The organism is Amnibacterium soli (genome assembly GCF_039544415.1).
GTDB lineage: Bacteria > Actinomycetota > Actinomycetes > Actinomycetales > Microbacteriaceae > Amnibacterium > Amnibacterium soli.
Genome location: NZ_BAABLP010000001.1, coordinates 73,174 through 92,331 on the forward strand (window position 1 = coordinate 73,174; position 19,158 = coordinate 92,331).

The 19,158-nt window shown below is 74.4% G+C and carries 22 protein-coding genes; 8 read left to right on the top strand and 14 right to left on the bottom strand.

All coding sequences use genetic code 11. The features are described from left to right. Positions 1-5: 5 nt before the first annotated feature. The 3 genes from ABEA53_RS00380 to ABEA53_RS00390 are packed head-to-tail and all read right to left on the bottom strand — an operon-like array spanning position 6 to position 2,319. Positions 6-647, bottom strand: a complete 642-nt coding sequence (locus tag ABEA53_RS00380) for a response regulator transcription factor (protein ID WP_345478907.1) — start codon at positions 645-647, stop codon at positions 6-8. Continuing rightward, positions 644-1,831, bottom strand: a complete 1,188-nt coding sequence (locus ABEA53_RS00385; RefSeq protein WP_345478908.1) for a sensor histidine kinase — start codon at positions 1,829-1,831, stop codon at positions 644-646. Before ABEA53_RS00385 ends, ABEA53_RS00380 begins: the two co-directional genes overlap by 4 nt. Continuing rightward, entirely contained in the window at positions 1,828-2,319 is a 492-nt protein-coding gene (locus ABEA53_RS00390) for a hypothetical protein (protein WP_345478909.1), read from the bottom strand. The genes ABEA53_RS00385 and ABEA53_RS00390 overlap by 4 nt, the downstream gene beginning before the upstream one ends. 133 nt (positions 2,320-2,452) lie before the next feature. On the opposite strand from ABEA53_RS00390, the gene ABEA53_RS00395 reads away from it, so the two are divergent. Genes ABEA53_RS00395 through ABEA53_RS00405 form a run of 3 tightly spaced genes read left to right on the top strand, consistent with a single transcriptional unit; the run spans position 2,453 to position 3,723 of the window. Further along, positions 2,453-3,046 carry a GNAT family N-acetyltransferase gene (locus tag ABEA53_RS00395; RefSeq protein ID WP_345478910.1) on the top strand — a complete coding sequence of 198 codons (594 nt, stop codon included), beginning with the start codon at positions 2,453-2,455 and terminating at the stop codon, positions 3,044-3,046. Between the two features lie 48 nt (positions 3,047-3,094). Beyond that, entirely contained in the window at positions 3,095-3,511 is a 417-nt protein-coding gene (locus ABEA53_RS00400; protein ID WP_345478911.1) for a hypothetical protein, read from the top strand. Beyond that, positions 3,508-3,723 carry a helix-turn-helix transcriptional regulator gene (locus tag ABEA53_RS00405; RefSeq protein WP_345478912.1) on the top strand — a complete coding sequence of 72 codons (216 nt, stop codon included), beginning with the start codon at positions 3,508-3,510 and terminating at the stop codon, positions 3,721-3,723. The genes ABEA53_RS00400 and ABEA53_RS00405 overlap by 4 nt, the downstream gene beginning before the upstream one ends. Positions 3,724-3,773: 50 nt before the next feature. Here ABEA53_RS00405 and ABEA53_RS00410 read toward each other — a convergent pair whose 3' ends face one another. Next, positions 3,774-5,297, bottom strand: coding sequence for an MFS transporter (locus ABEA53_RS00410; protein WP_345478914.1), 1,524 nt, complete (start codon positions 5,295-5,297; stop codon positions 3,774-3,776). Positions 5,298-5,454: 157 nt separating this feature from the next. Here ABEA53_RS00410 and ABEA53_RS00415 point away from each other — a divergent pair, with 157 nt between their 5' ends. Together ABEA53_RS00415 and ABEA53_RS00420 are read left to right on the top strand one after the other, a co-directional pair. After that, positions 5,455-6,420, top strand: coding sequence for a hypothetical protein (locus ABEA53_RS00415; RefSeq protein WP_345478915.1), 966 nt, complete (start codon positions 5,455-5,457; stop codon positions 6,418-6,420). Between the two features lie 2 nt (positions 6,421-6,422). Continuing rightward, complete coding sequence (locus ABEA53_RS00420) at positions 6,423-6,929, top strand: HNH endonuclease signature motif containing protein (protein WP_345478917.1); 507 nt, start codon at positions 6,423-6,425, stop codon at positions 6,927-6,929. Here the strand turns inward: ABEA53_RS00420 and ABEA53_RS00425 are convergent. From ABEA53_RS00425 to ABEA53_RS00435, 3 genes are all read right to left on the bottom strand, one after another. Continuing rightward, positions 6,926-8,407: a sugar porter family MFS transporter gene (locus tag ABEA53_RS00425; RefSeq protein WP_345478918.1), complete on the bottom strand. Its 1,482-nt coding sequence runs from the start codon at positions 8,405-8,407 to the stop codon at positions 6,926-6,928. The genes ABEA53_RS00420 and ABEA53_RS00425 overlap by 4 nt on opposite strands. A 132-nt stretch (positions 8,408-8,539) precedes the next feature. After that, positions 8,540-9,841, bottom strand: coding sequence for an O-acetylhomoserine aminocarboxypropyltransferase/cysteine synthase family protein (locus ABEA53_RS00430; RefSeq protein ID WP_345478919.1), 1,302 nt, complete (start codon positions 9,839-9,841; stop codon positions 8,540-8,542). Positions 9,842-9,901: 60 nt separating this feature from the next. Beyond that, a complete protein-coding gene (locus tag ABEA53_RS00435; protein WP_345478921.1) occupies positions 9,902-10,075 on the bottom strand; it encodes an antitoxin in 174 nt (57 codons plus the stop codon). A gap of 179 nt (positions 10,076-10,254) precedes the next feature. Between ABEA53_RS00435 and ABEA53_RS00440 the strand changes: the two genes are divergently transcribed. Next, positions 10,255-10,605, top strand: coding sequence for a nuclear transport factor 2 family protein (locus ABEA53_RS00440; protein ID WP_345478923.1), 351 nt, complete (start codon positions 10,255-10,257; stop codon positions 10,603-10,605). A gap of 21 nt (positions 10,606-10,626) precedes the next feature. On the opposite strand, the gene ABEA53_RS00445 is transcribed toward ABEA53_RS00440, so the two are convergent. Together ABEA53_RS00445 and ABEA53_RS00450 are read right to left on the bottom strand one after the other, a co-directional pair. Next, the gene (locus tag ABEA53_RS00445; protein WP_345478925.1) at positions 10,627-11,259 is read right to left on the bottom strand and encodes an isochorismatase family protein; all 633 of its coding nucleotides are present in this window, start codon (positions 11,257-11,259) and stop codon (positions 10,627-10,629) included. A gap of 16 nt (positions 11,260-11,275) precedes the next feature. Beyond that, positions 11,276-12,244, bottom strand: a complete 969-nt coding sequence (locus ABEA53_RS00450) for an NADPH:quinone reductase (RefSeq protein WP_345478926.1) — start codon at positions 12,242-12,244, stop codon at positions 11,276-11,278. A gap of 271 nt (positions 12,245-12,515) precedes the next feature. On the opposite strand from ABEA53_RS00450, the gene ABEA53_RS00455 reads away from it, so the two are divergent. Beyond that, positions 12,516-14,111, top strand: coding sequence for a DEAD/DEAH box helicase (locus tag ABEA53_RS00455; RefSeq protein WP_345478927.1), 1,596 nt, complete (start codon positions 12,516-12,518; stop codon positions 14,109-14,111). Between the two features lie 19 nt (positions 14,112-14,130). On the opposite strand, the gene ABEA53_RS00460 is transcribed toward ABEA53_RS00455, so the two are convergent. Then, the gene (locus ABEA53_RS00460) at positions 14,131-14,649 is read right to left on the bottom strand and encodes a GNAT family N-acetyltransferase (protein ID WP_345478928.1); all 519 of its coding nucleotides are present in this window, start codon (positions 14,647-14,649) and stop codon (positions 14,131-14,133) included. Positions 14,650-14,713: 64 nt separating this feature from the next. Between ABEA53_RS00460 and ABEA53_RS00465 the strand changes: the two genes are divergently transcribed. Continuing rightward, positions 14,714-15,136, top strand: a complete 423-nt coding sequence (locus ABEA53_RS00465) for an organic hydroperoxide resistance protein (protein ID WP_345478929.1) — start codon at positions 14,714-14,716, stop codon at positions 15,134-15,136. Between the two features lie 136 nt (positions 15,137-15,272). On the opposite strand, the gene ABEA53_RS00470 is transcribed toward ABEA53_RS00465, so the two are convergent. From ABEA53_RS00470 to ABEA53_RS00485, 4 genes are read right to left on the bottom strand one after another with little or no spacing between them, the layout of a single operon-like run. Continuing rightward, a complete protein-coding gene (locus ABEA53_RS00470; protein ID WP_345478930.1) occupies positions 15,273-16,499 on the bottom strand; it encodes an FAD-dependent oxidoreductase in 1,227 nt (408 codons plus the stop codon). Beyond that, a complete protein-coding gene (locus tag ABEA53_RS00475) occupies positions 16,496-16,837 on the bottom strand; it encodes a nuclear transport factor 2 family protein (RefSeq protein ID WP_345478931.1) in 342 nt (113 codons plus the stop codon). Before ABEA53_RS00475 ends, ABEA53_RS00470 begins: the two co-directional genes overlap by 4 nt. A 45-nt stretch (positions 16,838-16,882) precedes the next feature. Beyond that, the gene (locus ABEA53_RS00480) at positions 16,883-18,295 is read right to left on the bottom strand and encodes an ABC transporter permease (RefSeq protein WP_345478933.1); all 1,413 of its coding nucleotides are present in this window, start codon (positions 18,293-18,295) and stop codon (positions 16,883-16,885) included. Then, a complete protein-coding gene (locus tag ABEA53_RS00485; RefSeq protein ID WP_345478934.1) occupies positions 18,292-19,068 on the bottom strand; it encodes an ABC transporter ATP-binding protein in 777 nt (258 codons plus the stop codon). Before ABEA53_RS00485 ends, ABEA53_RS00480 begins: the two co-directional genes overlap by 4 nt. Between the last annotated feature and the right edge of the window lie 90 nt (positions 19,069-19,158).

Consider the following 19,158-nt stretch of genomic DNA (forward strand, 5'->3'; position numbering starts at 1 on the left):
GAGATTCAGCGCGCAGCGCCGAGGACGAGCGCGATCACCTGCGCGCGGCTCGTCACCTCCAGCTTCGCGAGGATCGCGGTCACGTACGACTTCACGGTCGCCGGGCTGAGGAAGAGCGCCGCGGCGATCTCGGGGTTCGACGACCCCGCGGCGACGCGGGCGAGCACGTCCGCCTCCCGCGCGGTGAGCGCCGGGAAGCGGGACCGCAGGTCGTCGGCCGGCGGCGGGGGAGGCGCGAAGCCCGCGACGAGGCGGGCGCCCACCTCCGGGTCGAAGACGGCCTGACCGGCGGCGGCCGCGCGGATCGCGGCGAGCAGCTCCTGCCGCCCGGCGTCCTTCGTCAGGTAGCCGATGGCGCCGGCGCGCAGGGCCGCGGCGATGGAGGCGTCGTCCGCGAACGTCGTGAGGACGAGCACGCGCGTCGCCGGGCGCTCGGCGAGGATCCGCACCGTCGCACCGGCGCCGTCGAGCACCGGCATCCGGAGGTCCATCAGCACCACGTCGGGCGCGAGGTCCGCGGCGAGGCGGACCGCCTCCGCGCCGTCGGCGGCCTGGCCGACCACCGCCACGTCGTCGCTGAGGTCGAGCACGGTGACGAGCCCGTCGCGCACGATCGCCTGGTCGTCGGCGACGAGCACGCGGATCACGGCAGCACCGCCGTCGCCTCGACGACGAACGAGTCGCCGCGGACGCCGGCGCTCGCCGCCGAGCCGTCGCCGAGCGCCGCGAAGCGCTCCTGCATCCCGAGCAGACCGTGACCGCCGCCCGTCGACGGCGCGGGGACCGCGGGCAGCGCGGTCGCCAGCCGCAGGGTCAGCGCGCCCTCGGAGCGCTCCACCCGCACCCGCACGGGCGCCCCGGGCGCGTGTCGACGCGCGTTGGTCAGCGCCTCCTGCAGCGACCGGGCGAGCGCCTGCCGGTGCGGCCCGTCGACCCCGGCGAGGGTCGGCTCGCCCATCAGGTCGACCGCGCCGCCGAGCGCTCGGTGCGCGGCGAGCAGGTCCGCGAGGGCGCTGTCCGGCACGTCCGCGGGCGAGTCCTCCGCGTCGCGCAGCGCGGCGACCGCGCGGCGCGCCTCCGCGAGCCCGTCCGCGGCCAGCCCCCGGGCCGCTCCGACGCGCACCGCGGCCTCCTCCGCCCGGCCGCGTTCGAGCAGCGCCTCGATCGCGTCGAGCTGCAGCACGAGCCCGCCGAGCGAGTGCGCGAGGACGTCGTGGATGTCGCGGGCGACCGCCGCCCGGTCCTCCAGCAACCGGTTCCGGGCCGCGTCCTGCTCGGCGGCACGCGCCGCGTCCCGCAGCGCATCCTGCTGCTGCGCCGCGCGCACCCGGTAGCGGCGGCTGACGCCCAGCGCGACGCCGAACGCGAGGCCGCCGAGGTCGATGAGGATCGCCGTCGGGCTCAGCCGTGCGACGACCGCGACGAGCAGCAGCACCGCGGCGCTGCCGGCGCAGAGCGCGACGATGCGGTCGAGCCGCTGCCGGGGGTCCGAGAGCAGCACCGTCGCGGGCGCGATCATCCCCGCCACCAGCACGGTGACGCCGAGCCCGGTGCCGACGGAGGCCGCGGCGGCGCACACCGCGATCAGCGCCCCGCGCAGACGCCCCGCCCGCAGCACCGTGTAGCCCGCCCAGGCGAGCAGGGCCACGACGGTGAGCGTCAGCGTGCCCGGGTTCCGCGTCGCCTGCGGCGTCTGCAGCGCCCCGAACCCGATCACCGCGATGATCAGGAGCACGACCCAGTTCCGGCTGCCCGTCGGATCGGCCGCGGCGAACGGCACGCCCCAGGAGGGACGTGACGTTCCCGTGCGCGCGTTCACAGGGTCGATCATGCCGACAGCAGCGCCGCCTGCGGCGCGCGGGACCGGGCGATCAGCGCGGCGGTGCCGCGGGTCGCGGCGAGCAGCAGGAGGAGGACCCCCGAGGTCGTGGCGACGTGCGCGCCCAGCGCCGGGCCCGTCGTGGAGATCACGACGCGCACGGCGATGAGCGCCAGCCAGAGCCCGGCGCCGAGCCAGCCCGTGCGCGTCTGCCAGGCGCCGATCCTGGCGGGCGAGGGCCGGAAGACGGTGAGCCGGCCCATCCCGGCGCCGACCGCGAGCGCCACGGCCAGCTCCGCCGCGAGCAGCACGAGGTCCGCCGGGGCGGGCGGCCCGGTCTGCACGGCGGTCGCCACCTCCACGAGCCCGAGCACCCCGAGCGCGACGGGCAGCCGCAGCGCGCGGGCGGCCTCGAAGCGCGTCCAGCGCAGCTGCCGCCGGATCAGCAGGGCGACGACCGCGAGTGCGAGCGCGGCGATCCCGAGCATCGGCATGGTCATGGGGTTCCCTCCTCCGCCCCGCCGCATCCGTGGCGGGGTGCTCCCAGCCTCCTCAGCGGGCGGGCCGGCGCCCACCACCCGTGGGTGGGGACGCGGGTGGTGATCGGTCGCACCCGGTGGGTACCGTCGGGCCGTGGCCGACGACGACACCCGACCCGCGATGGCGCCGGACTACCCGGTCGAGACGGAGCGGCTGCTGCTGCGCCCGATCGATCCCGTCGGCGACATCGATGCGATGCACGCGTACCGGTCGCGGGAGGACGTCTGCCGGTACATCCCGCCGGTCCCGGTCACCCGCGAGCAGCTCGCGGCCACGTACGCGGACCCCGAGCGCTCCCGCTCGGTGCTCACCGAGGCTGGCCAGATCCTGGCGCTCGCGATCGTGCTGCGGGAGACGGGCCGGTTCGTCGGCGACATCATCCTGATCTGGTCGAAGGACCACCCCTCGAACGGCGAGGTGGGCTACATCGTGGATCCCGAGCACCAGGGCCGCGGCTATGCGACGGAGGCGGTCCGCGCGGTCCTGGCGCTCGCCTTCGACGGCTTCGGCCTGCACCGCGTCGTCGGCCGGATCGACGCCCGCAACCCGGCGTCCGGCCGCGTGCTGACGAAGGCGGGCATGCGCCAGGAGGCGGTCCTCGTCGAGAACGAGTGGTTCAAGGGCGAGTGGGGCACCGAGGTCGACTTCGCGATCCTCGAGCGGGAGTGGCGGGCGCAGCGCGCCTGAGTGTCAAGCATGCTTGACATGGCGGGCGGTGTCCGCCAGGCTCGAGTCATGACAAGCAACCTTGACACGCGTGCCGCCAGCGCCGGTGACCGCCGCCGGACCAGGGCGTACCTGGCCGAGTTCGTCCCCGGCATCGTCGCCTACGTCCTGCTGCTGTCCGCAGCCCTCCTCTGGGGCGGCTTCGACGGCACGAGCCCGACGCGCTTCGCCTGGGCGCTGCTCCCGGTGCTGCCGATGATCTGGATCGCGATCGCCGTCCTCCGGCACCTCCACCGACTCGACGAGTACCAGCGCACCAGGACGCTCACCGGGCTCGGTGCGGGCTTCGCGGTCGCGATGCTCGCCTCGATCGCGCTCGGCATCCTGCAGAGCGCGGGCTTCGAGCTCGAGGGGTCGGGCTTCTGGATCTACGGGATCGGCATGGCGACGTGGGGCGTCAGCGCCGCCGTCGCGGGTCGTCGGTGAGGAACGACCTCCGGCGGCGCCGCGAGGAGCGGTCGTGGACGCAGGCGCACCTCGCCGACCTGCTCGACGTCTCCCGGCAGACGGTGAACGCGCTCGAGACGGGGCGGTACGACCCCAGCCTGCCGCTCGCGTTCCGCATCGCCGCGCTGTTCGAGGCGCCGATCGAGGCGATCTTCGAGCCGGACGGCGCGGACGTCGACGCTCGCCGCTGAACGCCGAAGGGCCCGCGCCTCGACGAGGTGCGGGCCCTTCGTTCCTTCGCCTAGTGCGTGACGACCGGCGCCGCCTCGTCCTGACCCTGCGCGGGACGGCCCTGCGGCGCGAGCCGACCCCACCGGAGCAGGAGGAACGCGATGACCGCGATGGCGACAAAGACGCCCGAGGAGGTCAGGAACGCCGTGTGGTAGCTGTCGAGCTGCGCGAGCGCCTGCGCCGAGCGGGAGTTCCCGTTCGTGCTCAGGTAGCGCGTGACGGTGTCGGCCGCGAGCGTCGAGAGCACCGCGGTGCCGATCGAGCCGCCGATCTGCTGCGACGTGTTCACCATCGCCGAGCCGACGCCGGCGTCGCGCGGGTCGATGCCCGCGGTCGCCGTGTTGAACGAGGCGGCGAACACGTTGCCCATGCCCAGGCCGAGCACGATCAGGCCCGGCGCGATCGTGGTCCAGTAGTTGCTGTCCAGTCCGATGCGGCTGAGCAGCAGCAGGCCGGCTGCGCCGAACAGGGCGCCCACGACGATCAGCGGCTTCGGGCCGAAGCGGGGCAGCAGGTTCGGCGCGATCAGCGTCGAGGTCAGCGCGATCGTGACGGGCATCGGCAGGAAGCCGATGCCGGTCTGCAGCGGTGTGTAGCCGCGCAGGGTCTGCAGGTAGTAGGCGAGGAACAGGAAGACGCCGAACAGCGCCGCGCCCGTCAGCGCGACCGTCAGGTACGCGCCGCCGCGCTGGCGGTCGAGCACGACGCGGAGCGGGAGGAGGGGGTGCGCGACGCGGGACTCGAGGATCACGAACGCGATCAGCAGCACGACGCCGAGCGCGAGCGACACGATGGTCTGCGCCTCGCCCCAGCCGTTCGTCTCGGCGGAGGAGAAGCCGTAGACGATGCCCACGAGGCCGAGCGACACGATGACGGTGCCCGGCAGGTCGAGCTTCGGGCGGGTGCCGGTCGGGCCCTGCTTGCCGAAGAACGTGAACGCGCCGATGATCGCGACGATCGCGAAGAACAGGTTCACGTAGAGGCACCAGCGCCACGACGCGTATTCGGTGAGCACGCCGCCCAGCAGCAGGCCGACCGCGCCGCCCGATCCGGCGACCGCGCCGAAGACGCCGAACGCCTTGCCGCGCTCCTTGCCGTCCGTGAACGTGGTGCTGAGCAGCGACAGGGCGGCGGGGGCGAGCAGGGCGCCGAACGCGCCCTGGATGGCGCGGGCGGCGACGAGCTCGCCGAAGTTCTGCGCCGCGCCGCCGAACGCGGAGGCGGCGGCGAAGCCGACCAGACCGGCGATGTAGGTGACCTTGCGGCCGAACAGGTCGGAGAGCCGGCCGCCGAGCAGCAGCAGCCCGCCGAAGGCGAGCGAGTAGGCCGTCACGACCCACTGGCGCTGGTCGGAGTCGAAGTCGAGCGCCTTCTGCGCGGTCGGCAGCGCGATGTTCACGATCGTCGCGTCGAGCACGACCATCAGCTGCGAGAGCGCCAGCACGGCGAGCACCCACCAGCGGTGCTCGTGCTTCGCGCCCTGGCGCTTCGCGGCCGTGGCGGCCGGAGGTGAGTCGAGAGTCGTGTCCGCCATGCGGAGCTCCTTCGATCGGTCGGAGGGGTTCGCGCGGCGCTGCACAGAACGAGGAGGACGCTTCCGCGTCCCACAGCAGAAGCGTGGCAGGCGTTCAGCTATTCCGCCGCGATTCGGAGGCGATCGGATGTCGGAGGGGGGTCGTACTGTCGTAGACGTGTTCGAAGGTCTGATCGACGAGGCGCGGGTCGACGCGGATTCCGCGCTGCCGCCGGTCCCCGCGGACCTGCTCGTCGAACCCGACCTGACCGACGAGGACGACCGCGACCACCAGACGTGGCTGTGGCGCATGAGCCCCGCCGAGCGGTTCGAGGCGCAGTTCGGCTCGCCCGCCGAGCCGGATGCGATCGAGGTCGTCGGGAACCCGACCGAGGAGACGGCCGCGTTCGCCCAGGAGGTCGCGGTGCAGGCCGACCGGATGCGGACGATCGCGGAGGCGCACCGCGTGGCCGCGCTGCTGACCGCGTACGAGGTGTCGATGGTCGACCTCGCGCAGCGGTTCGGCTCGGGCTTCGGTGTGCGGACCGGGCTCGGTGCGCAGGCCTTCTTCCGCTCCTTCGGGCTCCAGACCCGTCAGCACCCGAACCGTGTCGCGCACGAGGTCGACACCGGCCTGCTGCTGCGCGACGAGCTGCCGGCGACGTGGTCGGCGTTCCAGCACGGGCAGGCGTCGTGGACGCGGGTGCAGACGGCGGCACGCGAGGCGGACGGCCTCGATCGCGAGCAGCGGGCGGCGTACGACGAGCGGGCAGCAGTCCTCGTGGTCTCGTCGACCCGGCTGAAGGACGACCTCCGGAAGGTGCGGGAGCGCCTGCAGGACGGGACCGCCGCCCGTCGCGCCCGCACCACGCACGAGCGGCGCCGCACCTCGCTGGAGCCGACGAGCGACAGCGGCGCCGCGTTCGTCGCGGACGGCCTCGCCGCCGACTGGGTCCCGGTGCACGACGCCCTGCAGTGCGCCGCGATCGCCGCGCACGTGTCGAGGGCGAGACCCGCGGCGTCGCGCAGCTGCGGCACGACATCGCGCTCGACCTCCTGCGGGTGGGCCTCCGCCTCCCTGCCGAGCAGCACGAGGGCGTGCTCGTGCCGTGTCGCAGGGCCGTCGACGTCACGCTCGTCCTGACCGTGCCCGCACTCGCGTGGCTCGGCCGGACGAGCGAGCAGGCGAAGCTCGGCGGCTACGGCCCGATCGATCTCGAGACCGCGAAGGCCCTCGCGGCTGAGGCGACGTCGTTCAACCGGGTCCTGACCGATCCCTGCTCCGGCGTCCGGGTCGCGATGGACCGCGCGGTGTACTCGCCGCCCGCCGATCTGGCGCGCTGGGTGCGGATCCGCGACGGCCGGTCCCGATTCCCGGGCTCCAGGACGCCGGCGCATCTGGCTGACATCGACCACGCGCGGGAGTGGCAGCAAGGCGGCCCGACGGACGCGGACAACCTCGTCACCCTCGACCGGCCGAGTCACAACCTGAAGTCGGCCGGCCTGTTCGAGGAGGCCCTGCTCGACTCGGGCGCCGTCGGCTGGCTCGACGCGTGGCGGCACCGGTTCGAGGACCCGCCGAACGACCCCCTCGACCCGGTACCACCCGGGCTGCTCGCCGGGAGGGCGCCCGACGAGCCCTGCCCCTTCTAGCGGGCCGCTTCCTTCGCCGCCTTGCGCGCCTTCGGACCGAAGGCGAGGCCGCCCATGTCCTCGAGGCTGACGCCCTTCGTCTCCGGCACGAGGAAGAAGACGAACAGCAGCGAGATCAGCGCGAACGCGGCGTAGAGGCCGTAGGTGAAGACCAGCGACAGCTCCGCGAGCGGCGGGAAGGTCAGCGTGACCGCGAAGTTTGCGATCCACTGGGCCGCAGCCGCGACGCCGAGCGCCTTCGCGCGGATGCGGTTCGGGAACATCTCGCCGAGCAGGACCCAGACGAGCGGCCCCCACGTGGCGCCGAACGAGATCACGAACAGGTTGGCGCCGACCAGGGCGACGATGCCCCACGGGTTCGGCAGGCTGACCGCGCCGCCCGAGCCGGTCTGCGCCTGGCTGAACGAGATCGCCACCGCGGCGAGGGCGATGACCATGCCGGCGGAACCCGCGAGCAGCATCGGGCGGCGGCCGACCTTGTCGACGATCGCGATCGCGACGAAGGTGACGGCCACGTTGATGACCGCGGAGATCACGGAGATCGCGAACGAGTCCTTGAAGCCGACCGCGTTCCAGAGCGTCGTCGAGTAGTAGAAGATCACGTTGATCCCGACGAACTGCTGCAGCACCGACAGCACGATGCCCGCCCACACGACGGGCTGCAGGCCGAGGACCGGGCCGCGCAGGTCCGCCTTCTTCGCGTTCTCCGCGTCCTCCTTGATGGTGTCCTGGATGCTGCGGACCTCGTCGTCGATGTCCTCGGGCGACGTCGTCTGCTGCAGCACCGCGCGGGCGCCGCGCTCGTCGCGCTTCGCGAGCAGATGACGGGGCGACTCGGGCAGGCGCAGCGCGATGACGCCGTAGAGCACGGACGGCACGACGCCGACGAGGAACATCCAGCGCCACGCCTCGAAGCCGAAGAGCAGCTTCTGCGAGGCGCCGTCGGTGCCGTTGAAGCCGGCGAAGAGCGCGTCGGAGAGCAGCGCCGCGAAGATGCCGAGCGTGATCGCGAGCTGCTGCAGCGAGCCGAGGCGGCCGCGCACGTTCGCCGGCACGACCTCCGCGATGTAGGTGGGGGAGACGACGGAGGCGACGCCGATGCCGAGGCCGCCGATCACGCGCCAGAACATGAAGTCGCCGACGCCGAAGGCGAGGCCGGCGCCGATGGAGCTGACGAGGAAGAGGACGGCGCCGATCAGCATCGTGCGCGTGCGGCCGACGCGGTCGGCCACGCGGCCCGCGAGGTAGGCGCCGAGCGCGCAGCCGAGCAGCGCGATCGCGACGGCGAAGCCCTGCAGCGTCGGGTTGAGCTTGAACTGCTTGCCGATCGCGTCGACCGCACCGTTCACGACGGAGGAGTCGAAACCGAAGAGGAAGCCGCCGAGTGCTCCGGCCACCGCCAGGCCGGTCACCTTGCGCTTCAGCTGCTTCAGGCCCGGCGCTTCCCGCCGGTTCTCGCGCTGCTGGGTCCCACTCATCGACTCGTCCTGACCGCGCGGCGTCAGCGGATGAACTCGGTCGTGCCGCGGCCGTGCGACTGGGTTCCGCCCGCGATCTTCTCGGATTCCGACCGAAAACCGGCTGAGTGACCGCGTCGCGGAATGGTCCGCCTACGCGATGGTCGTCCTGCCGGTGGCCGCGTCGAGGGCCTGGTCGAGGTCCGCGATGATGTCCTCCACGTCCTCGATGCCGACGCTGATGCGCACGAGCCCGGCGCGCACGCCGGCGTCCTCGAGCTGCTGGTCCGACAGCTGCGCGTGGGTCGTCGACGCGGGGTGGATCACCAGCGTCTTCGCGTCGCCGATGTTCGCGACGTGGCTGGCGAGGTCGACCGACTCGATGAACGTGCGGCCGGCGTCGCGCCCGCCCTTCACGCCGAAGCCGAAGACGCTGCCCGGGCCCTTGGGCAGGTACTTCTTCGCGCGCTCGTGGTGCGGGTGGTCCGGCAGCCCGGCCCAGGTCACGAACTCGACGCGGTCGTCGCCCTGCAGCCACTCGGCGACCGTGCGGGCGTTCGCGACGTGCGCCTCCATGCGGAACGGCAGCGTCTCCACGCCGAGCGAGAGCAGGAAGGCGGAGTGGGGCGAGAGCACCGGGCCCATGTCGCGCAGCTGCTCGGCGCGGAGGCGGGTGAGGAATGCGTACTCGCCGAAGTTGCCGTGCCACTGCAGGCCGCCGTAGGAGGGGATCGACTCCTCGAAGAGCGGGAAGCGGTCGCCGGACCAGTCGAACCGGCCCGACTCGCTGACGACGCCGCCGAGCGTGGTGCCGTGGCCGCCGAGGAACTTCGTCGCGGAGTGGGTGACGATGTCGGCGCCCCACTCCATCGGGCGCGACAGGTACGGCGTCGCCACGGTGGCGTCGATCATCAGCGGCACGCCCTGCGCGTGGGCGACCTCCGCCAGGCCCTCGATGTCGGCGACCGTGCCGGAGGGGTTCGCGACGCTCTCCGCGAAGACGACCTTGGTGCGGTCCGTGATCGCCGCGGCGTAGGCCTCCGGGTCGCTCGACTGCACGAACGTCGTCTCGACGCCGAAGCGCCGCAGGGTGATGTCGAGCTGGGTCAGCGAGCCGCCGTAGAGGTTCGCGGAGGCGACGACGTGATCGCCCTGCCCGACCAGGCTCGCGAAGGCGATGTACTGCGCACCGAGCCCGGAGGCCGCGGCGACCGAGCCGAGGGCGCCCTCGAGGCTCGCGATGCGCTCCTCGAACGCGGCGACCGTCGGGTTCGCGAGGCGGCTGTAGATGTTGCCGTACTTCTGCAGCGCGAAGCGGGCGGCGGCGTCGTCGGTGTCGTCGAAGACGAACGCGCTGGTCTGGTAGATCGGCATGGCGCGGGCGCCGGTCGCCTCGTCGGGGATGTTCCCGGCGTGGATCGCCCTGGTGCGGAACCCGTACTCGCGGTCAGCCATGCGGGGAACGCTAGTCGGGCTCGCCGGGGTGCCCGTCACCGGAGCACCCCGGCGGAGGCGTCAGCTGCCGATCTTGCCGTCGGCCGCCTGCTGCGCCTTGTCGATCTGGTCCGAGTGGCCGCCGCCGGTCGCGCTGTCGACCTTGTCGGCGGCCTTGTCGAGCACGCCGTCGCTCGCCTTCTCGCCCTTGTCCGAGTGCAGGAAGTCGTTGGCCTTGTCTCCGATGCCGCTCATGCGGTGCTCCGATCCTCCGCGCCCGACGGCGCGGTCGGCGGCAGTCTGTCGGGCGCGGGTGGACGAGTTCTGGCCGTCGCCCGACGATGTGCTCCGAACGGCGCGGCGCCGCGCTTGACCCCGCCGTGCCGCTGCCCCTTGGATCGGACGACACCGCACGGATCGACCGGAGGCACGACATGGCGACGACCGACGAGCTGCTCGCAGCCAACCTGCACGGGGTGTTCGGCGAGCGGGACGCGGTCGAGCGGCGCGCCGCCGCAGCCGCGATCTACACCGACGACGTCCGCTTCGTCGACCCGGAGGAGACGGTGGTGGGCCCGGACGCGGTGGTGGCGAAGGCGGCGGCGCTGCTCGACGGCGCGCCCGGCTTCGTCTTCGCCGACGAGGGGCCGACCTACCTCGCGGGGGACCGCGCGGCGCTGGCGTGGACCTTCGGCCCGGAGGGCGCCGCCCCCGTCGCGCGCGGCGTCGACGTGCTCACCTTCCGCGACGGCCGCATCAGCGAGGTGCTGACGCTGCTCGCCTGAGCGCGCAGCGGCGGGCGCCGGTCAGGCGCTCCGCGCCGCCCGCGCGGGCTCGGTGCTCGCCCAGAGGTTCGGCGCCTCCAGCGGCGCGCCGGTGGACGCCGCTGCGATCCACGCCTCCGTGCTCGTGACGGACGCGAAGCCGGAGGCGAGCACGAGCAGGGTGCGCTCGTGCAGGTCGCGGGCGCTGATCGTGCCGCTCGGCGTCGTCAGCGGCAGCGTGCCGGTCGCATCGGCGAGCAGCTCGACGCCGAGCCCGAGGTCCGCCGCGTCGCGCGCCGTCGACTCGTCGCAGTGCTGCGTCATGAAGCCGGCGATGGTCACGGTGTCGACGCCGTGCGCCTCCAGCCAGGCGGCGAGGTGCGTGCCGGCGAAGCACGACACCGCCTCCTTGACGAGCAGCAGGTCGTGCGCCGCGGTGGCGACCGTGTCGTGCAGCTCGGCGCCGCGCGACCCCGCGGCGAAGACGGGGGAGTCGGCGGCGTCGACGTGGCGCACGAGCACCACCGGCACGTCCGCGGCGTGCGCCGCCTCCACCGCCGCGACGATGTTCGGCAGGCTCTCCTGCAGTGGCGGGTGCGCGATCGGCAGGGCGCCGTCGACGTACTCGCGCTGCACGTCGATCATTAGCAGGGCGCGCTTCGGTGCGTCGGTCATGGGGCGACGGTAGCCGTCAGTCGATGCTCAGCAGCACCCGGCCGTGCACCGCTCCGCCGTCGACCGCGTCCTGCGCCTCCGCGATCCGCTCGAGGGGGAGCACGGCGCCGACGTGCGACGACAGCGCACCGGCCGCCGCGGCGGTCGTGAGGTCGGCCGCCGCCTGCGCCTTCGCCTCGGGCGGGAAGTCGTCGCTGCCGAGCAGGCGGATGGTCGTGTTCGAGAAGAGCATCGGCCAGAACGGGAAGGTCGGCCGGTCGCTGTGCGTCGCGAACGCGGCGATGGTGCCGAGGTTGCGGAGCACGGCCGCGTCGAGGTCCGCGTTGGCGTCGAACGCCACCTCGACGATGCGGTCGACGCCGTCCGGGGCGAGGCGGCCGATGGCGGCGGCCGGGTCGTCGTCGAGCGCGACGAGATGGGCGACGCCGGGCAGCGGCGCGGCGGTGGCGGGCGCGGTGCGGAGGGTGCCGATCACGGTCGCGCCGCCCCAGGTCGCGAGCTGCGCGGCGAGGGAGGAGACGCCGCCGCGCACGCCGTGCACGAGCACCGTCGAGCCCGCGACCGGGCCGTCGCCGAAGACGGCGCGGTGCGCGGTGACGCCCGGGATGCCGAGCGAGGCGCCGAGGTCGTCGGAGACCGCGTCGGGCAGGTCCACGGCCAGCGCCTCCGGCACGACCGTGTACTCCGCGGCGGTGCCGAACTGCCGGTACGACTGCGCGCCGTGCACCCACACCCGCCGCCCGACGCGTGCGCCGTCGGCGCCCGGACCGACGGCGTCGATGACGCCCGCCCCGTCGCTGTGCGGCACCACGCGCGGGTAGGGCATGCCGGTGAAGGCGGCCGCGCGCTTCTTGGTGTCGCCCGGGTTGATGCCCGAGCGGGTGAGCCGCACCCGGACCTCGCCGGCGCCCGGCTCCGGCGTCGGCAGCTCGCCGACCTGGAGCACGGAGGAGGGGCCCTGCCGGTCGTACCAGGCTGCGCGCACGAGGGCTCCGATCCGCGGCGCGGCGCCGCTCCCATCCACCCTGCCACGGCGGCCCGACGGCGGGATCGCCGCCCCAGAAGGGGGCGCCGACCAGGGCCGGCGTCCACTGCTGGTAGCCTCGTCACCGCGTCCGACATGGACGTGGGCGTCGAAGCGCACCCGACCTCCCGCAGCCCCTGCGGTCGAGACGGTGTCGCACGCGGCGCGTTCAGGTGCAGAGTCCGCACCGCCGCCGCGGCCAGAACGCCGCATCGAATCAGAGAGATCCCCTGTGTCCGCACATACTTTCGCCGATCTCGGCGTGCCCTCCTCCCTGCTGCCCGCGCTCACGAGCGCCGGGATCACGGAGCCGTTCCCGATCCAGACCGCCACGCTGCCCGACAGCCTCGCCGGGCGCGACGTGCTCGGCCGCGGTCGCACCGGCAGCGGCAAGACGCTCGCCTTCGCGCTGCCGCTGGTCTCGCGCCTCCAGGGCGGCCAGCGCCGCTCCGGCCGCCCGCGCGGCCTGGTGCTCGCACCGACCCGCGAGCTCGCCACGCAGATCGCGGCCGTCGTCTCGCCGCTCGCCGCGGCCGCCGGCATGACCGTCACCACCGTCTTCGGCGGCGTCTCGCAGAACCCGCAGGTCACCGCGCTGAAGAACGGCGTCGACATCCTGGTCGCCTGCCCCGGCCGCCTCGAGGACCTGCTGAAGCAGGGCGCCCTGTCGCTCGGGCAGGTCGAGATCACGGTGCTCGACGAGGCGGACCACATGGCCGACATGGGCTTCCTGCCCGGTGTCACGCGGCTGCTCGCCGCGACGCCCGCCGGCGGTCAGCGCCTGCTGTTCTCCGCGACGCTCGACAACGGCGTGGACAAGCTGGTCAAGCGCTTCCTCTCGAACCCGGTCACGCACTCGGTCGACGACGGCAGCTCCGCCGTCGAGACGATGTCCCACGCGGTGCTCGAGGTGAAAGACGCCGACGGCAAGCGCGAGGTCATGGAGGCGCTCGCCTCCGGCATGGACCGCCGCATCCTGTTCGTGCGGACCAAGCACGTCGCCAAGCGCCTGGCCAAGCAGCTGACCGCGGCGGGCATCCCCGCGGCGGACCTGCAGGGCAACCTGTCGCAGAACGCCCGCGAGCGGAACCTCGCGATGTTCTCCTCCGGTGAGATCCGCGTGCTCGTCGCGACCGACGTCGCGGCCCGCGGCGTGCACGTCGACGACATCGCGCTCGTCATCCACGTCGACCCGCCGACCGAGCACAAGGCGTACCTGCACCGCTCCGGCCGCACGGCCCGCGCGGGCGCCGTCGGCACGGTCGTCACGCTCGTGCTGCCGGAGCAGCGCCGCGACGTCGCCCAGCTGCTGCGCGCCGCGGGCATCAGCGCCGCGCCGGAGCAGGTCACGGCGGAGTCGCCGAAGGTCAAGGAGCTGATCGGCGAGGTCGCCCCGCACGTGACGCCCGCGCCGGTCGCGCCGCCCCAGGTGCAGCGCCCCCGTGCGGACCGTCCGGCCGGCGGCGACCGCCGCGGCGACGCCGCACCGGGACGTCGCATCCCGCGCGGGGGCGAGTCCGGCGGTGCGGCCGCCGGCGGTCGTCGCAGCGGCGGCGGGCAGGGCGGCGAGGCCCGCCGCTCCGCTCCGGCGGCGGAGGGCCGCGGCGCCGGCGGGCGTCGTGGCGGCGCCTCCGGCGGCGGTGCCGGCGCGCGTCGCGGCGGTGGTGCGGGCGGCGGCAGCGCCCCCGTGCGCTTCTCCACGTCCAGCGGCTCGACCGCGGGATCCGCGTGGACCCAGTTCAGCTCGGCGCAGGACAAGGCGCCCGCCGAGCGCCGCGGCAGCCGCCGTGCCGGTCGCGAGGGCGGCCGGCCCGACGGTCACCGCTGATGCGACGGGTCGCCGCCGCTCAGGCGGTGGCGACCCAGTAGCGGCGCTTGCCGGCGCGGGTGTCCTCGTACGCTCCGCCGGCCCGCTCGATGACGGTGCGGGAGCCGACGTTGTCCTCGTCGCAGGTGACGAGCACCCGGTCGATCCCGAGGTCCCGCGCGATCGGCAGCGCGGCGCGCAGGGCCGCGCTCGCGTGCCCGCGTCGTCGGGCGGAGGGTCGCACGCTGTAGCCGATGTGCCCGCCCTCCTCGAGCAGCCACGGCGTGAGCCGGTGCCGGATCTGCAGGAAGCCGACGAACTCGCCCTCGTGGATCATCCACAGCGCGGTCGCCGGCACGCGGTCCTCGGCCCGCGGCGTCTCCTCCAGGGCGTCGGCTCGCAGCCGCTCGACCATCGCCGCGAAGGCGTCGGCGTGCGTGAGGGACGCCGCGTCGTCGAGCAGGTCCGAGCCGCCGTCCTTGTGCTGGTCGCCGAACTCGGCGAGCCCGACGATGAAGGACGCGTGGTAGCGGATGTCCGGTCGGACGAGGTCGGTCATGGTCCCCAGTGTGGTCGTCGGGGTGCGCCAGGAATAGCGAGCCCGTCGCCGGGTTGCTGGTGACATGGCAACCATCTACACGGCGGAGGCGCTCTCCACGGGCGCCGGCCGCAACGGGCACGTCCGCACCTCCGAGGGCATCCTCGACCTCGACATGGCCGCACCGAAGGAGATGGGCGGGTCCGGCCTCGGCGCGAACCCCGAGCTGCTGTTCGCCGCCGGCTACGCCGCGTGCTTCCACTCCGCGCTGCAGGGCGTCGCCCGCGCCGAGAAGATCGCGCTCGGCGACTCCTCCGTCGGCTCCCGCGTCGGCATCGGCCAGAACGACGACGGCTCCTTCGGCCTCACGGTGCACCTGGAGGTCGTGATCCCCGACCTGTCGCACGACGAGGCGCAGCGCCTCGCCGACGAGGCGCACCGCGTCTGCCCCTACTCCAACGCCACCCGCGGCAACATCGAGGTCACGGTCTCCGTCAGCGACGACTGACCCGCGCCCCCAAGCGCATCAGCAGGAGTTCCCGAGCACGTCAGCAGGAACATCGCGCATCAGCAGGAGGAGACGGGCCGAATCCTCCTGCTGATGTCGTTCCTTCCTGCTGACGTACTCGCGGCCGCCTCCGTCGTCAGCGGCCGGCGAGGTAGGCGTCCGCCGCCCGCCTGCCGCTGACGAGGGCGCCCTCGCTCGACGGGGTGTCCCGGTGGTCGCCGGCGACGTAGAGCCCCTCGGCGAGCCGGACCGGCTTGCGGAGGGGACTGCCGCCCGGCAGCGCGGGCAGCGCCTCCGGCACCCGGGTGACCGCGACCTCCTGCCAGCCGGCGGTGCCGACGCCCCAGATCCGTGCGAGCGTCGAGCGCAGCAGCCGGTCCGGGATCGGCTCCGGGGCGAGCACCGAGGACGCGATCAGCGCGCGGCCGTCGGCGGAGTAGTCGGGCGACGCGTTCGACATGACGACGCTGTTCGCGACCGGGCCGCCCTCCGTGTCGAGCGCGATGACCGGCAGCCGGGTCGGCGGCGCGGGCACCGCGTGCCACACGGTCGTGACGCTGTGCATCACCGGGGTCGGCAGGCCGAGCAGCCGCGACGCGGTGACCGGGTCGGCCGCGACGACGACCGCCTCCGCGGCACGCGTGCCGCTGCCGGCCACGTCGACCTCGCCCGGACGCACCGCCTCGACGCGGGCGCCGTACTCGATCGTGCCCACCGGCAGCCGGTCCGCGAGCAGCGCCGGCAGCGCGCCGACGCCGGTCGCGGGCACGCCGGTGCGGCCGAGCGCGAAGCTGCGCAGCACGAACTCGGCGAAGCGGCTCGAGGTGGTCAGGTCCCGCTCGAGCAGCACGCCCTGCAGGAACGGCCGCAGGAAGTGGTCTACCGGGGCGCCGCGGACGCCCCACCGGGCCAGCGCCTCCCGCAGCTCGCGGTCGCGGGCGCGGGGGAGGCGCGACGTCGGCACCGCGGTCGCCCCGGCGAGGAAGGCGCCGAGTAGCGCCCGCTGCACGGCCGTGCCGAGGGGCGCGGACACGACGCCGAGGGCGCCGCGCGGCACCTGCCGCGGGTCCGCGACCAGGTGCAGGCCCGACGCGTCGCGCAGCAGGGCGCCGCGCACGAGCTCGCGCAGGTCGAGCTGCGCGCGCACGCCCAGCCGCCGCAGCTCGGGGTACGCGGTGTTCACCACCTGGAAGCCGCGGTCCACCGTGAAGCCGTCGACGCGGTCCGAGCGCACCCGGCCGCCCGGTGCGTCGGACGCCTCCAGCACCCGCACGCCGCGTCCCGCCGCGGTGAGCCGCAGCGCCGCCGCCAGGCCCGCGAGGCCGGCGCCGACGATCAGGACGTCCGCCTCCTGCGCCCTCACGGGGTGATGACGAGGCGCGAGACCCGGTCGCCGCGCAGCGTGAACTCGAGGTCGCTCGTGCCGTTGAAGCCCTCGCCGGACACCATCACGGTCACGACGAACTGCTGGTCGCCGAGGCCCGGCTTCACGCCGAGCAGGTCGAAGTGCGACCGCCGCCCGATGTTGTCCGACTCGTTCCATGCGGCGACGCCCTCGCGGCCCGCGAACTCCTTGCCCCAGTCGGAGAGGAGGGCGTCCTCGGTGAAGACGGCGACGAAGGCGTCCGAGTCGCCCGCGTTCGTGGTGTCGACGAACGCCTGCACGGCGATCGGCACGTCGCTGGAGAGGCTCATGCTCATGCCGCCATGGTCCCGGCCCCAGGTGGACGTCCGCTCCGTCCCGGGTCACTCGACGCCGAGGGCCTCCACCGGCGCCACGCGGGTGGCGCGTCGGGAGGGCAGCACGGAGGCGAGCAGCGTGAGCAGCACGCCGCCCGCGACCACGACGGCGACCAGCGGCCAGGGCACGCCGAGGAACAGCAGGCCTGGCACGCCGCGGGCGGCGCCGACCAGCGAGTGGGCGCCGGCCCAGCCGTACACCGTGCCGAGCAGCAGCCCGAGCGCCACGGCGGTGAGCACGAGCTGCCCGCTCTCGGCGAGCACCATGCGCCGCAGCTGCCGGGTGGTGAAGCCCAGCGCCCGCAGCAGCCCGAGCTCGCGGGTGCGCTGCAGCACGCCGAGCGACAGCGAGTTCACGAGGCCGACGCCGGCGATCACGGCGCTGAAGCCGATGAGCACGGAGAACACCGCGGTGACGGTCGTCAGCATCGTCTCGATGCCCGCGTAGTACACGGGGTCGGCGCCGGCGGCGACCTCGATCATGTCGCCGAAGGTGCGCGTCGCGACGCCGAACGTCGTGATCAGGGTCACCGAGACGAGCAGCCCGAGCGTGGAGCGGGTGCTGCGCTGCGGGTACCGCACCGCGTTCTCCGCGGCGAGGCGGGAGGTGGGCGCCGCGCCCATCAGCAGCCCCGCGAGGCGCAGGGCGCGCGGGATCACGAGGTGGGCGCCGAGCACGACGCCGGTGAAGGACACGACGCCGCCCGTGAAGGCGACGAAGAGCCCGGAGAAGCTCGACGAGCCGAGCGCGACGCCGCCGGCGAGCAGGGCGCCGCCCGCGACCACGAGGGCCGCGGCCGCGCCGTTCCGCACCCGGTTCGACCGGGACTCCTCCTCGCTCTCCTCCTCGGCGCCGCCGAGGGCCTGCATCGGCGTGACCGACAGCACCCGGCGCGAGCCGATCACGGCGGCCAGCCAGGTCGTGAGGGCGACGGCGACGGCCGGCAGCAGCGCCTGCGGATTCGCGTAGGAGTACGGAACCGCGTCGAGCAGGCCGACCTCGCGCGCCGTCGCGGCGATGCCGGCGACGGCGGCGCTGCCGACGACGAGGCCGACGCCGCTGCCGACCGCGCCGACCAGCAGGCCCTCGCGGGCGACGGCGCCGCGCTCGGCCCGCGCGGTCGAGCCGAGCAGCCGGCGCAGGGCGATCGCCCGCACCCGGCCCGCGACGATGACCGAGAAGGTGTTCACGGTGACGATCGCGCCGGAGTAGACCGCGACCGCGATGAGGACGACGGACGTGATCCGCAGCAGCTCGGCGACGGTGTCGCTGTCGCCGGTGACCGCGTCGGCGCGCAGCGCCGCGTCGAGCAGGCCGGTGCCCTGCACCAGGGCGACGCCGAACGCGGAGGAGAGCGCGGCGACCAGGACGCCGGGCGCGTGCTCCCGCGCTCGGCTCTCGTGCTGCGGCGCGCTCACGCGGCGACCTCGAGCTCCAGCATGAAGCGGGCGATGCGGGCGGCGTCCATGCGCCCCTCCTCGGCGACCAGGCGGCCGTCCGCGAGGAACACGACGCGGTCCGCGTAGCTCGCGGCGACGGGGTCGTGCGTCACCATCGCGATCGCCTGCCCGTGGCCCGACGCGGCCGCGGCGAGCAGCGCCAGCACCTCTCGGCCCGTGCGGGAGTCGAGGTTGCCGGTCGGTTCGTCGGCGACGATCAGCTGCGGGCGGGATGCGAGGGCGCGCGCGATGGCGACGCGCTGCTGCTGGCCGCCCGACAGCTCGCGCGGTCGGTGGCCGAGGCGGTCGGCGAGCCCCAGCTCCTCCAGCAGCGCGCCGATGGCGGCCCGCTCCTCCCGGTCCGGCTTCGCCCCGCGCAGCTCGAACGGCAGCAGCACGTTGCCGATCACGTCGAGCGTCGGCACCAGGTTGAACGCCTGGAACACGAAGCCGATGCGCTCGCGGCGCAGCAGGGTCAGCGCGGTGTCGTCGAGCGAGCCGATCTCGCGCTCGCCGAGCCAGACCTCGCCCGCGGTGGGGGTGTCGAGGCCGGCGAGCAGGTGCATCAGCGTCGACTTGCCGCTGCCGGACGGCCCCATGATCGCGACGAACTCGCCGCGGCCGATCGACAGGTCGACGCCGCGCAGCGCGTGCACGGCCGCGTCGCCGGTGCCGTAGCGCTTGGCGACCCGGTGCACCCGCGCCACCGGCGCGAAGGCGGTCCTGGGCTGGACGGAGGGGGTTGTGCTCATGCCTCCGACGGTATGGAGCAGGGGGCGCCGCGCGGATCGGGCCGTCGGGGGAGCGCGGTCATCCCGGAGGGGGAACCCGGCTTCGTCCTC